Source organism: Paraflavitalea soli (assembly GCF_003555545.1).
GTDB lineage: Bacteria > Bacteroidota > Bacteroidia > Chitinophagales > Chitinophagaceae > Paraflavitalea > Paraflavitalea soli.
Window position 1 is genome coordinate 3,695,741 of sequence record NZ_CP032157.1, and the last position, 14,590, is coordinate 3,710,330.

Annotated in this window: 11 protein-coding genes; 2 read left to right on the plus strand and 9 right to left on the minus strand. The window is 47.3% G+C overall.

Annotated features, from left to right (window positions below; all coding sequences use genetic code 11):
- Positions 1-93 precede the first annotated feature (93 nt).
- Positions 94-4,362, minus strand: a complete 4,269-nt coding sequence (locus D3H65_RS13460; RefSeq protein ID WP_119050818.1) for a gliding motility-associated C-terminal domain-containing protein — start codon at positions 4,360-4,362, stop codon at positions 94-96.
- Positions 4,363-4,564: 202 nt separating this feature from the next.
- Entirely contained in the window at positions 4,565-5,194 is a 630-nt protein-coding gene (locus D3H65_RS13465; RefSeq protein WP_162915615.1) for a WbqC family protein, read from the minus strand.
- A 292-nt stretch (positions 5,195-5,486) separates the two neighbouring features.
- Between D3H65_RS13465 and D3H65_RS13470 the strand changes: the two genes are divergently transcribed.
- Positions 5,487-5,936: an LEA type 2 family protein gene (locus D3H65_RS13470; protein ID WP_162915616.1), complete on the plus strand. Its 450-nt coding sequence runs from the start codon at positions 5,487-5,489 to the stop codon at positions 5,934-5,936.
- 3,241 nt (positions 5,937-9,177) lie between these two features.
- Here the strand turns inward: D3H65_RS13470 and D3H65_RS13475 are convergent.
- Together D3H65_RS13475 and pyrE are read right to left on the minus strand one after the other, a co-directional pair.
- Positions 9,178-9,540 carry a heavy-metal-associated domain-containing protein gene (locus D3H65_RS13475; protein WP_119050821.1) on the minus strand — a complete coding sequence of 121 codons (363 nt, stop codon included), beginning with the start codon at positions 9,538-9,540 and terminating at the stop codon, positions 9,178-9,180.
- A gap of 25 nt (positions 9,541-9,565) precedes the next feature.
- On the minus strand, positions 9,566-10,201 hold the full coding sequence (pyrE, locus tag D3H65_RS13480) for an orotate phosphoribosyltransferase (protein WP_119050822.1): 636 nt from the start codon (positions 10,199-10,201) through the stop codon (positions 9,566-9,568).
- A gap of 61 nt (positions 10,202-10,262) precedes the next feature.
- Between pyrE and D3H65_RS13485 the strand changes: the two genes are divergently transcribed.
- Entirely contained in the window at positions 10,263-10,889 is a 627-nt protein-coding gene (locus D3H65_RS13485; protein WP_119054498.1) for an NUDIX hydrolase, read from the plus strand.
- Between the two features lie 2 nt (positions 10,890-10,891).
- On the opposite strand, the gene D3H65_RS13490 is transcribed toward D3H65_RS13485, so the two are convergent.
- From D3H65_RS13490 to pyrR, 5 genes are all read right to left on the minus strand, one after another.
- A complete protein-coding gene (locus tag D3H65_RS13490) occupies positions 10,892-11,926 on the minus strand; it encodes an alpha/beta hydrolase family protein (RefSeq protein WP_119050823.1) in 1,035 nt (344 codons plus the stop codon).
- Between the two features lie 9 nt (positions 11,927-11,935).
- A complete protein-coding gene (locus tag D3H65_RS13495) occupies positions 11,936-12,361 on the minus strand; it encodes a hotdog fold thioesterase (protein WP_119050824.1) in 426 nt (141 codons plus the stop codon).
- A gap of 111 nt (positions 12,362-12,472) precedes the next feature.
- Positions 12,473-12,961: a pantetheine-phosphate adenylyltransferase gene (gene coaD, locus D3H65_RS13500; protein WP_119050825.1), complete on the minus strand. Its 489-nt coding sequence runs from the start codon at positions 12,959-12,961 to the stop codon at positions 12,473-12,475.
- A gap of 59 nt (positions 12,962-13,020) precedes the next feature.
- Positions 13,021-13,956 carry an aspartate carbamoyltransferase catalytic subunit gene (locus D3H65_RS13505; RefSeq protein WP_119054499.1) on the minus strand — a complete coding sequence of 312 codons (936 nt, stop codon included), beginning with the start codon at positions 13,954-13,956 and terminating at the stop codon, positions 13,021-13,023.
- A 69-nt stretch (positions 13,957-14,025) separates the two neighbouring features.
- Positions 14,026-14,547 (minus strand): bifunctional pyr operon transcriptional regulator/uracil phosphoribosyltransferase PyrR, encoded by a 522-nt coding sequence (pyrR, locus tag D3H65_RS13510; RefSeq protein ID WP_119050826.1) that lies wholly within the window; start codon positions 14,545-14,547, stop codon positions 14,026-14,028.
- Between the last annotated feature and the right edge of the window lie 43 nt (positions 14,548-14,590).

Below are 14,590 nucleotides of genomic sequence, written 5' to 3' on the forward strand. Positions count from 1 at the left end.
GTTTCAAAATTACAGCTGCAAGCTACGAGCGGTGAGCTGCGAGCCATTGTTGCAAACACACTTACAGTATTACACCCTGGCTTATTTTCCTCATCATCTTATGATCGTCACAGATCCATTCATTTGCGCCCGGCCATTCTTTGGATTAATGATCCAGTAATAAGTACCTATTGGCAACGGATTGCCATTGACGGTACCATCCCACTCGCGGCCATAGCCAATGGAATTGAATACGCGCTGACCATAGCGGTTGTAAACATCCACGGTACAGCCCGGATAAGATTCCAGGTACAATATTTTCCAGGTATCATTGATCTTATCGCCATTCGGTGTAAATGTATTGGGCACAATGAGGTTCTTCAACACCTGTACAAACACTGCATCGCTATCCGAGCAGCCATCACCGGTTACCACGGTGAGTGTGTAGGTCATATCCTGCACAGGGCTAACCCTGGGGGTAGCTTTGGTATTGTCGTCCAGCCCCAGGTTGGGTGTCCACAGGTATTGCAGCCTGGTGCCTGTTGACTGTCCATTCAAGACTGCAAAACCACCTTCCAGCACCCCTTTATCGGGACCGGCATTTACTATCGGTGTAGGATTCACGCGTATGGTTTGTTCAGTGGAGGCGGAGCAGCCATTATTGGCCATAAAATCGTACTGCAGGGTATGGAGACCGGGCTTTGCCGCTGTGGGACTAAATGTAATTCCATCGGCAGCCATACCCGGGCCGCTGATGCTGCCTGAGCCGCTGAATCCAAATATTTCGCGGGCAGTTTGAATGGCGAACGGCTTCACCTCCTCACAAACGGGCTGCAAGGCATTAAATTCCACCACCGGGCTTGCCTTGAGGGTAAGCACCTGCACGTCTGTTTTGAAGCAAATTTCGCCTGAATACGCTATGTAACGCACCTGGTGGTTGCGGGTAGCAGGTGAACCAAAATCAGGATACTTATGTGTATAGGATTTTCCTTGCACGGGATCATCATCCACGGTCTTGATGGTGGGATCATTGGCATAATCCCAATAGATCTCCACTTTCACCAGTTTGCCGGATACCACATCTGAATTATCCTGGATGAGCACTTCTTTATTGGCACAAAGGGCGGCGGCATTATCCACCCTGAAAGCTCCTCTCCGCACATCGCCATTGACGGTAAGGGGATGGGAGATGCTTTTGGTACAGCCATCTTTTGAAGTAATGGCCAAGCTGACGGAATAATCACCGGCAGCTCCATAATTGTATTGGGGACTGGCCTGGGTAGAAGTATTGCCATTCCCAAAGCTCCAGAGATAATTGAACTGGGCCTGGCTATTGTCGGCGATGGTGGCGGTACTGGTAAACTGTACAGCATCCAGCAGGCACACTTCGGGTGCAGTAAAATCGGGCACGGGCATGGGGTGTATAGCTACCTGCTGCGACACCAGGGAGCTCACACAACCCTTGCTGTTTTCCACGCTCAGGCTGGCAGTATAGGTATTGGCAGTTGCGTAGGTGGTGACGGGATCAGGTACTGTGGCTGTATTACCATTTCCAAAGGACCATTGCCACCGGGCCAATGTACCCACGCCGGGAGCAGAAGCGTCTGTAAAACGTACGGGAGCGCCTTCACAGGTGGGAGCAGCAACGGTAAATGCAGCCATCGGCAATGGATGAACAATGGCCTGCCGGGTGGCGGTATCGGATCTACAACCTTTATCTGTGACCACGGACAGCTTTACCTCAAAAGTATCGGCTGCCGCATAGGTGATGGTATTGTTCTGCTGGAGGGAGGCCTGCGTATTACCAAAATCCCAATGCCATTCGTTGACAGCACTTCCCTTACCATCGCTTTTATCGGTGAATTGGATGGGGGCGGCCAGGCACACTTCGCTACTCACGGTAAAGTCGGCCTTAGGCTGCGGGTAAATGGTATTGACGGGTTTTACTTTACTGGCTACGCATTGGTTATTGGAAGTAACGGTGAGTTTAATATCGTACGGACCTACCCCGGTAAACTGGTGCACAGGATTGCTTCCCGTAGCGGTGACGCCATCCCCAAAATCCCATAGGTAAGTAAAGAGGTTTTGGGTACCATCTGCGATGGTTGAGAGGCTGCCAAAAGTGGCCGTACCTGCGGGCAGGCAAATGGCGCCCGGAAGACTGAAATCAACCACCGGTTTTGGGTGGATGGTGAGGGGCAATTCAAAGATCGTGCTTTTACATCCAAAAGTAGTTTCGGCCACCAGGCCAACGGTATAATTTCCGGGGGCAGCATAAGCATGGGTAATGGGGTTGCCATTGGCTGCCACCACGGACGAATTATCGCCAAAGGACCAGGTCCATTTTGACAGGGTACCTCCTACCACCGTTGACTGGTTGGTGAAGGTGATGAGGGAGTCCTGGCAGTGGATGGGCGAGATGGTAAAACCGGCATTGGGCAATGCGGCGATCTCTACCATTTTTTTAACGGTATCGGACAGGCATCCAACGTCTGTGATTCCCCAATGGGCCACGTCGTATATGCCGGCTGCTGCATAGGTATGGGTAACATCTTTGAGGGGGCTGGTATTGCCATCTTTAAAATCCCAGAACCATTTAAAAACTTCGCGGCCCTGACCATCTATCTTGTCGGTAAAACTGACCGGGTCGCCCAGGCATTTTGCGGTGAAGGTAAAATCGGCTTTGGGCCGCTCGAAGATCTCGAGGTCGTAATCGATCTGCTGCTCACCGTTGCACCCATCGGCGGTCGGATTATTCGCCTTGATGATGATGGGGTATGTGCCCGGGGTAGCAATGGTAAATTGCTGGGGCAGTTTGTAACGATACAGGGTGCGGCCATCTACCACCCAGGAAGAATCGGCTACGGGGCCCGGGATGTTGACATCTGTAAAACCCAACGCATTGAGGGCGGGTCCAAAGATCCATTTGATCTCGATGGGCTGGTAGGGAAAAGTCATCGCTAACCGGAAGGGAGTGTTTTTGCAACCCGCCGGGAAATGGACAACGCCATATGGGTTTTGAACAGAGACAAATTGGTACAGGTCCTTCAGGTTGCTGCCGGCGGAGTAACCGTACGACTCTGTGCGGCCAAAACCATAAGCGATCGCATTGAAGGCGGTATCACAGGTAATGGTATGGGTGGAAGGTCCGTTGACCTGGATCTGGGCATAGGCGTAGGCAGGGTCAGTCGGATGCTGTATAAAACTGGTGGCATAGGAAACGCCGTCAATTTTAAAGGTGTTGATAGCGGCAGGGCTGTTCTTCACCACGGCGTTGATGAAATGCGAATTGTCGAGGTTATTGATCAGGCGCATGGATGCCAGGGTAACCTTGTTGATGGTTTGTTCTACGGGGCTGAGGTAGATCATTTCTGGATCGCCATTGTTGGTAGCTTCCCCGCAATTCTGGGTAGTAAAATACTGGGCCACCAGGATGGGCTTGTCGGATTCAATGACATGGGGTAAGCCATCGGAAAACTGGTAGTAGAAATTATTGGTAAAACTGGCGGCAGGAATTACGATACCATCCCTCCTGACGACGGCTGCAGGGTCGGGCCTGATGATGCGGTAAAAATTGAGCGGCCGGGTCATGCTCGGCACGGTCAGGTATTTTTTACCCCAGGTACTGGAAGGGTACATTTGCTGAAAGAGATTGTCGGATGAATTGACTCCCCCGGGTACACATCCAATTCCAATACGACCACTGCCACAGAACACGGCAATCTTTTTACACCCTGCTCCATTATCCACAGACTTGATGACGGAACCAGTAAGGTCTGTCCGGGCGAGCACATTGTACACCTGTCCTTTTTGTAAAGTGCGGGTATAGGTTTGTCCGGCGGTCATGGTACGTGTATCGGCAGAGGGGGTCACTTCAATATCGGTGTTGTCTTCTGTAGCCACTACAAAAAACCAGGAGTAGGAATTGGCGTTCACATCGGCCTGGGCTTCCTGCCTGAAATTGACGGAGTAGTATTCCCTGCCCAGGGTAGATACGGGCAAACAGAGCGAGGCGCCGGAAACAGAAGAGTAATAAATGTGGGCATACACCACCACGGGCTTGAGGGAGGTAAGGTGGATGCCTTTATCAAAAGTGCCTTCATTGTCGAGGAAGGCCTGGGAAGGAATGGTGATCCTGGTAAGCTGGTTGGCATTGATTGTATAAGTCTGGGAGGTGCCCAATCCCGGAAGTTCGAGGGTGGCCTCGGTATTGACATCGGAAGTAACGTAGACATCCATGCCGGGGTAAGCGGACCGGTCGGCATACATCTGCTGGTGGTTACCATAGCCCAACCAAAACTCTTTCCCTTTATTCGTAAAGTCTTGCGACCAGGATAAGGAGGTTAAAAATACCAGGCAAATAAGCAGTGTAATTTTTCTCATGAAGTCCCCCCGTTTTAGGAGGAAGGGTGTTATTGCAATATAAGAAAATAACGGGTGGCCTTAGTTGATTTAACTGGGTATTTTGGGATATCCAGCATGCATGATAAATAATCCTACTTTAAGTAAAATAATTGGATCGGCAGAAATATACCTCTCTATCTGTCCGGAAAAAGTTGCCAGCTAGTTTAGGGTACTCATCATCCTAGCTTCCTTCCTTCGCCAGGATCACCCGGGCATTTTTGCCCTCACAAAAAAGCAGGTCCAAAATGGAACAGTGAGGAACGAACCCGGTGCGGTCCTCAAAAACCTGCCGATAAACCACCGGTTCGGGGAAATTTTGCATAATAGATTTGGGTAATATCTTACTTCTGAGATCAAGCCATTTTGTCATATCATAATGCACTATATACTCCGTGGTGGTTTCCGTGGAAATCTCCCAGCCCAATTTTTTGAGGGTCCATTCCCAACATGCCAGGTTCCAGTCGACCAGGAAATTGACCTGCTTTTGGAAAAGGACTTCGAGCTCATCGCGGTAAAATTCGAACCAGGGCGACCGGTTGTAACAGGACATGATCGTTTTCCAATGTTGGGATTGCCAGGGGTACCGGTTGGCGATCCGGACATCCTTCATTAACCTCCGCTGACTTCTGCCTTCTTCGAGCGGGATGCTCAAAGTAACCGGCCCGCCGGCGCCCATGATGGTGCATCTGTTCCGAAAACTCATTTTTTGCCATGTCTCATATACGTCAAACTCAACATGTGAAATTTTATTTACATTTTTATAGAAGATACAAGGTGCAAAATACTGACTTTCAACTACAATAGTATTCATAAACAAATGATGATAGAGCCCGTTTATCAAGATTTTATTTTTGTTGTAAAACAACTGTTTGATGTGCAATTTTAGTCCAACAAAAATTTTACATAACCGTGCATAAAATGTTTTAGACTAGTTCAATAAAGAATAAATTGTAAGCTAAACAAATTAGGTATTGATATTGAATGCTTTCACCTAAATAGTCGCACAAAATCTCTAAACTTTTTAGCAAAGATTTTCATAAATGTACAACCCCGTTTTTGGCAGGAAAAATTTATCCCCTACTTTGTGTCCACAAAAAATAGACATGAAAAAAACGCTTCTAATAGCCTTCTTCCCCATCCTGCTGATCGCCTGTGCCAAGCCAACCGGGTTCGATTACCTGGGTATCCGGAACATTAAAGTGGTCAAATTGGGGTTTAAGGAATCGACCGTAGCGGCAGAAGTTGGCTACTATAATCCCAACAAATACCCGGTTACGATGAAGCGGGCGGAGGTGGATGTCTATGTCAACAACAGCTATTTTGGGCATAGTTTGCTGGACTCAACGATCAAGATCCCGCGGAAGGATACCTTCTATTTGCCGGTCACTTTGACTGTCAATATGTCAACAACGGCGATGAGTTTGCTGCAAAGTTTTGGTGGCGGCCAGGATGAGGTGCTCATCAAATTGGATGGAAAAGCCAGAATTGGGCGAGGTGGAATTTTCATTAATTACCCGATAAAGTATGAAGGGAAGCAAAAATTGCAGTTTTAAATTTCTCGACCAAAGGTCTAAAAAGACCTAATCAAGTTGATAAAAAGGGCGCACCAATCAGGTCACAAAAGACGTACACAATACGAAAAGCAGGTCATATTAATTTCTGTTCAATTGTTTTCAGGAAGTTCAAACTACCCATTTTTGCTCCTACCTGACTGCCGGAAAAAGATATTCTTCAAAATTGAAATGCCCCATTTTTTATAAAATGGGGCATTCTTATGGATGGCCCTTTGGCCGGTTTTCAGCAAAAAGGGGTTGCAGAAAGGAGCTGGTTAAACCGTTCAATTTTCATTTCGGGTGAAAAATCCAGGTCTAAATAGCCCCAGATAAGCAGGTTGAGGTGTGGTCATTTTTGACTCATCTCAAAAATGAGCCTGGTCGAAAAAACATCCTCTTTGGAGATGCATTATTCAAATTCTGGCCCTCAAAAGGCTGTAGAATGGCGGTCATTTTTGACGCTCCGATTTGACCAGGAATCGGCAGATTGTAAAATTATAGCTGATCTAAAAGAGGCAGTAGGGAGGTCAATTTTGCCTTAAAGATGATGGAGTATTGGAAGGCCGGGAGGGGTCATTTTTGACTTTCCGGATCACCGGTTGGAAGGTCCATTTCGTTCATGGTGGGGTGCTATGCCAATGTCATATTTGACATCATTTTGGGGCTTGCGTAAAGCAGATCTCTCCCTTATTTTTTTGTTATACGCGAGGGATAAGGGCTTCAAAAGGGCTACTGAGCAGGGCAATTTTGACCTTTGGCGGAGCGACAAAAAAAGGTCATTTTCGACAGCTACCCCAAGGTCTCCCGATCGCCCGGCGGGGATATTTTTCTCATTGTCCGATATTTAGCAGCTTTTGAAAGCGGCACCTCTGAAGGGCAACTTTGACTTTATCTGTCTTAGCTGACGACGGTCTATTTTGCCCCGGTCCAGGAGAACAGAATCTTCTTAAAAACCAGCGGCCTAAGGCAATTATGACTTCCCGGATTTAAGCTTGAAAGGTCGTTTTTGACATTCTCATACGTCTTATTCAGAACAATTTTTCACTCATTTTTTCTGGTATACGGCAAGGATAAGGGCTTTAATGGGCCTGGTGAAGAGGACAACTTTGACCTATAGATAAGCTCGCAGAGGCGGGCAACGGAGGTCTACTTTGACGTTTTGGAGAGAGGGAAAATCTGCCTGAAAACCTCCCAGCCTATCCCTTTTTTGACTCTGGAGAGCAGCTCCTAAACGTCATCTTTGACTTTTGGCCAATGGTCCTGAAAGGTCGTTTTTGACAGTCATATACGTCTCGTTCAGAACAATTTTTCACTCATTTTTTCTGGTATACGGCAAGGATAAGGGCTTTAATGGGCCTGGTGAAGAGGACAACTTTGACCTATAGATAGGCTAGCAGAGACGCGCAACGGAGGTCTACTTTGACGTTTTGGAGAGAGGGGAAATCTGCCTGAAAACCTTCTGACCTTGGCCCTTTTTTGACTCTTGGAGAGCAGCTCCTAAAGGTCATCTTTGACTTTTGGAAAAGGGACCTGAAGGGTCGTTTTTGACAGTGGCAAACGGCTCGTCCTGCGCAAATTCTCTTTCATTTTTGCCGGGACTAGAGCTTTGAAGGGCCTGGTGAGCGGGACAATTTTGACCTGCAGATGGGCGAGCAGAGAAGGGCGACGGAGGTCTATTTTGACGTTTTGGAGAGAGGGGAAATCTGCCTGAAAACCTCCCGGCCTACCCTTTTTTTGTCTCCTGAAAGCGTCACCCGACAGGTCATTTTAGACTCTTGGGGAAAAGACTTGGAAGGTCGTTTTTGACATCAAGCAAACAGGTAGCTTACATCAAATCCTGCCTCATTTTTCCCGGTAACGGTAAGGATAAGGGCTTCAGGCACCCATTTAGAATGGCAATTTTGACCTGCCTAAGAGCCGTCTTATCAGGTCATGTTTGACCAATATTGACAAGGTAAAATCTAGCTGGAAACCTTCCAGATTAAGGCTATTTTGACTCTTTACTGAAAGGAGAAATCTGCCTGTAAACCTCCCAGTCTACCCTTTTTAGCTCCCGGAAAATACCCTTTAAGAGGGCATTTTAGACAGCCGTAATAGTCCGCTCAGAACAAATTTTGTCGTTTTATTTCCGGTATAAACCAAGGATAAAGGCTTCATTGTCGCCATTGGGAGGGTTAATCCGGGCTATGGGTAGTAGAGTCATTTATGCCCTTTTTCAGCGCCAGGAAACCTTCCTGGCAACCGCTGGCCCCCCGGCCAATTATGACTTTCTGGGGAGCCCATCCCAAAGGGCATATTTGACCAGGCTGGCAAGGACAGTTGGGGCAGCAACTTACCCTATTTTGAAAGGATTTATTACCATGCAGGAGGCATAAACGGCTACTCGCTGAAGGACATCTTTGCCTTAGTCAACGGCACATTACAGTAAGTCAATTACGCCCTGTTTTAGAAAGAGGAAATTTACCTGGCAGGCTTCCCGCCTCCGGGCAATTATGACTGTCCGGGAAGCGGAATTCGGAGGGCATTTTTGACCAGTAAAGACGGTGCAATTAAAGAAGCCAGCACTACCCTATCTTAACAGGATTGCTGCCGTACGGGGACTCAAGACGGCACCCTCAGCGAAGGGCATTTTTGCCTCAGTCAGCAACTCTTCAAAATAAGTCAATTACGTCCTGATGTAGCAGATGGAATTTTACCTGGCGGGCTCACCTTCTACGGGCAAATATGACTAGCTGCAGAGGCCTTTAACATGTGCAGTTTTGAGGTAGAAAAATGGAACGGAGCTGCAATCATTTTCCGCTTATTCAGCCATAATAACAGTAAATTTATAGAGGCTTTAGCGGCCTCCAGATCATCCCCAAAAGCGACCCAGATGATGACGATGCAGGTCTTTCTTTACTCCCTTTCGCGGCAGGTCTATTCACCTGTTTGCTCTCCTTCGGGCTCCGTTTAGCCCTTTCACTTTACTTTCGGTTTACTTTAAGTTTACTTCAGGTTTACGTTCGGTTTACTCCCGGGTAGGCTAGTCCACGGCTGATATACGGCTGATGGTAGGCTGATCTATGGGGTTGCTACTATTACCAGACAGGCGTCGATCCTTTTATTGATTCCCGGCAGGATCCTCCAAAATCTGCCAAACTGCCAGCCTTCCAGGGGCATTCCAGGACATAAAAAAACGACCATTTTCCAGCAGAAAATGGTCGTTTCAAACCTATTGTATCCAGGTCTTTTAATACTAATATCAGTGCTCCCCGCCGCCGCCATCTTCCGGCTTTTTACAGCATTTGGGCAGCTTTTTGTACGCTTCTGCGTCGGCAGTTACATCATCCGCATCATACCCTGCATTGGCAATACCTGCTTTAATATTCTCCACATTGGTGCGCTCAGCGACAAAAGTAACCTTGGTCACTTTCTTTTTATAATCCACATTCACTTTTTGCACACCGTCTTCGCGCTTCAGGAATTCTTCAATGCGCTTTTTGCAGCTTTCGCACTGAACGGTAGGGGTTTTAATGGCGACTGTCTGGACTCCTTTCTTAACTTGTCCAAATCCTGTGGTCAGGATGCCGGTGATGGCTACAGCCAATAGAAATAGCTTCTTCATACAGACATAGTTTTCTCAAATATAGCTATTTCCCTGTCCAGTTGCCAGGGTCCTGGCTCCACTTTAACAAAACCTCCTGCTGATCAAGGGTTACAAGCGCTTTTTCAATGGCCAGATCAATGAGAACGGGATAATTGGTGAGGGAGCGATAAGGAATACCGGCTTTTTCAAAAGCAGCCGCAGCCACCGGGAAACCGTAGGTAAAGATAGACACCATACCGATCACTTCCAGCCCGGCTGCCTTCAATACATCCACTACCTGGAGGCTGCTTTTACCGGTAGAAATCAGGTCTTCAATTACCACCACTTTCTGGGCAGGTGTATAAGCTCCTTCAATCTGGTTGCCCATGCCGTGTTCCTTAGGCTTGGGGCGCACATATATATAGGGTAGTTTCAGCTGATCGGCTGCCATGGCGCCCCATGCAATACCTGCAGTAGCTACTCCGGCCAGTAAATCGGCTTCGGGAAACTGTTCAAAGATCACATTACACATCTCTGATTTAATGAAATCACGGATATAGGGGAAAGACAATACTTTGCGGTTGTCGCAATAAATAGGGCTTTTCCAACCGGAAGCCCAGGTAAAAGGTTCTCCGGGATTTAATTTAATAGCATTAATTTGTAATAGCTTTTCGGCTACTGCTTTTTCGTTCTGGGACATAGAGTGATTTTATTCAGTCCGGCGAAATTGGCGGATGAGCCGGGAAAATGGAAAATTATTTATGCACATCAAGATCTACTTCAACGACAAACCTTTATTCCTGACGGATGAGATCACTCCGGAAATAGAGCCGTATGCGCATCATGATGATGCCATATTGATCGATGAATTCTCTACTCCGGGCGTTAATTCGATGATCCATGAAATGCGCCTGGCCAAAATACATGCCGGCATTTTCCTCCATTCGAACCTGGCTGAACTGGAAAAGACGTTTCGGAAGAAGTTTACGCTGGTGCAGGCAGCCGGTGGGCTGGTATTGAATGACGCGGGGGAGATATTAATGATGTTGCGTCGTGGTAAATGGGATCTTCCCAAGGGGAAGCTGGACCCCGGAGAATCGCTGGAAACCTGTGCTGTGCGTGAGGTAGAAGAAGAAACAGGATTGCATACCGTGCTCCTTGAAAAACCGCTGATCGTTACTTACCATACTTATGATGAAAGCGGCAAGCATATATTGAAGGAGTCACACTGGTATTTACTGAAAGCACCAGGTCAGCAGGCATTGGTACCTCAGTCGGAAGAACAGATCACTGAATTGAAATGGGTGCCTGCAGCAAATGTGAAGCAGTATACGAATAATACTTTCCCCTCGATCATAGATGTGCTACAGGCAGGCGGCTATTTGTAAACTCATTGCCCCAGCCACTTCAGCAGGTCTTCAATCATCTCGTGTTTATGGCTAATCACTTCTTCCTTTCCAGCCGATGGCTTTACCTCATTGAAAAAATGATCGGTGGGGTATACTTTGTAGGTTAGGTTTTGCTTTCCCAGCCGCAGGAATTCCAGGGGCACGTAATCAAGTCCATAGATGGGTGAATTGGTATCATTGCTGCCCACAGCCATAAATATGGGAATGGTAAGTTTGGTAAGGGACTCCAGGGGAATATCCTTGCAATAGCTACCCCAGCGCTGATAAGCGTGGCCCTCCCACTCTTTGTCTGTAGCCGTTGGATGTTTGTAAATATCAGCAAACACCAACATCAGGGAATCAATTCGCCGTTGTGCTTCTTGTAGGGAAATCTCTCCTTTAGCAGCGGCCACACGCTCTTTGGTGATCCAATCATAAAACTGGTTCAAGCCCGCTCCTACGATGCTGGCGCAATGGGTAATTTTCTTATTAATAGCAGCCAGCCTGGGCACCACCTGCCCGCCTTCAGAATACCCATACACGATTACCTTCTGTTTATTGACAGGTATCTTTTTGTACAGGTAATTGATCACTGCAGAAGCGGCCTCTGAACGCCAATACAAGCTTGCGCGCTTTACATATTCTGCCGGCGGCTTCATGTGCTCAGCCACCTCACCAGCCTTTACACTGTCTGCATCTATCACTACGGTATCACAAAACTGAACGCCTGGTTTGCTGATCAGTACAATATGGAACTTATCGGCCAGCTGTAGTATATCATTGTCAAATGAATTGTATACCAGCATATGCTTTTTCAACTGTACAAGGGTGGTCAGGGGAAAATGGCCGGAGCCATCGAGTGCTATTAATAATGGTTTAACGGAGTCAATTCCTGTGGCAGATACATAGAAATTGATAGTGCCCAATTTTTTATGCTGGATAGAAAATGCTTTCAATCCATAATCAGCCGGTCTTGTAGGTTGGGCCAGACAAGTTCCTATGGTGCTGAATAACAGGAAAAGGATAAGAAGTCTCATGGAGGGGTATTATTTCTTGGGCAAAATAGCTACTGTAAGACGACTGATGCATACGAGCTTGTCTCTTTCGTCCTGTATCCTGATATCCCATACATGGGTAGAAGCGCCAATATGGATGGGCGTGGCGGTACCGGTTACAAATCCTTCCCGTACGCCGCGTATATGGTTGGCATTAATTTCCAGTCCTACACAAATGAACTTCGATTGATCGATCACCAATGCAGAAGCTACGCTGCCCAATGTTTCGGCCAATACGCAGGAGGCACCTCCATGCAACAGGCCATAAGGCTGATGTGTACGATGATCAACAGGCATACGTCCTTTCAGAAAGTCAGGGCCTATTTCGGTGAATTCGAGACCAATCAGTTCACCAATGGTATTCTTGCCTAAAGGTTGAATATCGTTTACCTGTACAGACTTGTGGAACCAGATCATGTAGTGATTTTTGAAGGTATATCGGCAGTCGACAATAGGACGTAAGGCACTCAATTACTGCATTATCGAACCTTGTTTATTACGCTCATTACAAACTGCTGGCTTCCTGCATCAGACCTCGTATTTCTTCCGTTGTTCGAGTGACCTGGCTACTACATCGGGCAGGAATTTCATGACATCGCCTCCATTCCTTAATACATCGCGTACCAGGGTGGATGCTACAGACGTGAATTGGGGAAGGCAGGTCAGGAAAACGGTTTCGATATTGTTATCCAGGCTACGGTTCATGTCGGCGATCGCCTTTTCGTACTCAAAATCGTTTACGTAGCGGATGCCGCGTACGATGAAGTTGGCGCCTACTTTCTGACAGCAATCAACGGTCAGTCCTTCATATAATACTGCACTTACTTTGGGGTTGTCCTTGTAGATCTCTTCTATCCAGGAGATACGCTGATCATCGGAAAACATGGGTGTTTTGTTGATGTTGCGTCCTATACCAATCACCAGTTTATCAAATAAAGGCAAGGCCCGGTTGATGATATCAAGGTGACCGATGGTGATAGGATCAAACGTCCCGGGAAATAAGGCAATTCGTTGCATAAGAGGATTTTAAGGAACAAGGCTTAATGCGCAATATGCAGGAATAAGACGTAATATACTTAATTCATGGTTCCCCGTCCGCCTGAAAGCAGGTAAAGGGCTGCCATACGTACTGCTACTCCATTTTCCACCTGTTGCAGAATGATGGCCTGTTTGCTATCTGCCGCATCGCTGTCCAGTTCCACGCCCCGATTAATGGGCCCGGGGTGCATGATCACCACCTCTTTATTCAGGCTATCCAACAGGCGCTTATTAATACCATAGGCCAGGCTGTACTCGCGCAGGGAAGAAAAAAGCACCTGGTTCTGGCGCTCCAGCTGGATACGCAATACATTGGCCACATCACACCACTCCAATGCTTTTTTGAGGTTGTATTCCACGCGTACATCGAAGGCTTCTTTGATATACTTTGGTATCAGTGTAGGCGGGCCTGCCACCATTATTTCGGCGCCCATTTTCTTAAGGAGGTAGATATTGCTCATGGCCACGCGGGAGTGCATGATATCGCCAATGATGGCCACTTTCAAGCCTTCCAGCTTGCCCAGCTTTTCGCGCATGGAAAAAGCATCCAACAGGCCTTGTGTGGGATGTTCATTGATCCCATCGCCGGCATTGATGATGGCAGCGGGGATATGCTTTGCCAGGAAGTGAGGGGCGCCGCTGGCGCTATGCCGCATCACCACCATATCCACTTTCATGGACAAGATATTATTAACAGTATCCAGCAAGGTTTCTCCTTTAGAAACAGAAGAACCGCTGGCGGTAAAATTAATGGTATCGGCGCTGAGCCTTTTCTCCGCCAATTCGAAGGAAATACGGGTACGGGTAGAATTCTCGTAAAACAAATTGACGATGGTCACATCCCTCAGGGAAGGAACTTTTTTGATGGGTCTTTGCAATACTTCTTTGAATTCCGTAGCAGTATCTAAGATAAGCTGGATGTCTTGCCGGGTAAGATCCCTGATGCCGAGCAGATGTTTAACTGAAAGTTGCATGTCGGGCAGCAAAATTATAGCAAAATACAATAAGGTACAAAATAAGGTATCGCACAGGATACTAACATCTTACAATAACACAACTTCTTCTTTTCCATCCCTTTCCTTCCAAAATACTTTTACTTTCTGGGAGATGATGGAATCGATGGATTTGCCTACATAGTCGGCCTGAATAGGGAGCTGCCGGCTAAAACGGCGGTCGATGAGGATACACAACTCCACTTTTGCAGGGCGGCCAAAGCCCATCAAGGCATCGAGAGCGGCCCGGATGGTACGCCCGGTATACAGTACATCATCGATGATGACCACATTTTTGTTCTCTATGCTAAAGGGGATATCTGTATGGTTGGGTGACTGCAGGGAATTGCGGATATCATCCCGGTAGAAGGTGATGTCCAGTTTTCCGTATTTAACCAGGTTGGCGGGCACTAATTCACGTATCTCGCGTACGATCTGGTCGGAGACGAAGATGCCCCGGGGTTGTATGCCAATCAGTACTGTATTTTCGAGGTTGACGTGATTTTCCAGTATCTGGTGGCCCAGGCGTTTGATAGTTATAGCCAGTTGCTGTTCGTTCAATACCGTTTTCATGCAAATAATATTAGTCTCTTCAAGGCCACCTGGATCTTTAACA

Coding starts and splice junctions, on each gene's coding strand:
- D3H65_RS13495 (WP_119050824.1), bottom strand. CDS start 12,361: ATGATCTGGTTCCACAAGTCTGTACAGGTAAACGATATTCAACCTTTA.
- pyrR (WP_119050826.1), bottom strand. CDS start 14,547: ATGAAAACGGTATTGAACGAACAGCAACTGGCTATAACTATCAAACGC.
- D3H65_RS13505 (WP_119054499.1), bottom strand. CDS start 13,956: ATGCAACTTTCAGTTAAACATCTGCTCGGCATCAGGGATCTTACCCGG.
- D3H65_RS13485 (WP_119054498.1), top strand. CDS start 10,263: ATGCACATCAAGATCTACTTCAACGACAAACCTTTATTCCTGACGGAT.
- coaD (WP_119050825.1), bottom strand. CDS start 12,961: ATGCAACGAATTGCCTTATTTCCCGGGACGTTTGATCCTATCACCATC.
- D3H65_RS13465 (WP_162915615.1), bottom strand. CDS start 5,194: ATGAATACTATTGTAGTTGAAAGTCAGTATTTTGCACCTTGTATCTTC.
- D3H65_RS13490 (WP_119050823.1), bottom strand. CDS start 11,926: ATGAGACTTCTTATCCTTTTCCTGTTATTCAGCACCATAGGAACTTGT.
- D3H65_RS13475 (WP_119050821.1), bottom strand. CDS start 9,540: ATGAAGAAGCTATTTCTATTGGCTGTAGCCATCACCGGCATCCTGACC.
- pyrE (WP_119050822.1), bottom strand. CDS start 10,201: ATGTCCCAGAACGAAAAAGCAGTAGCCGAAAAGCTATTACAAATTAAT.
- D3H65_RS13470 (WP_162915616.1), top strand. CDS start 5,487: ATGAAAAAAACGCTTCTAATAGCCTTCTTCCCCATCCTGCTGATCGCC.
- D3H65_RS13460 (WP_119050818.1), bottom strand. CDS start 4,362: ATGAGAAAAATTACACTGCTTATTTGCCTGGTATTTTTAACCTCCTTA.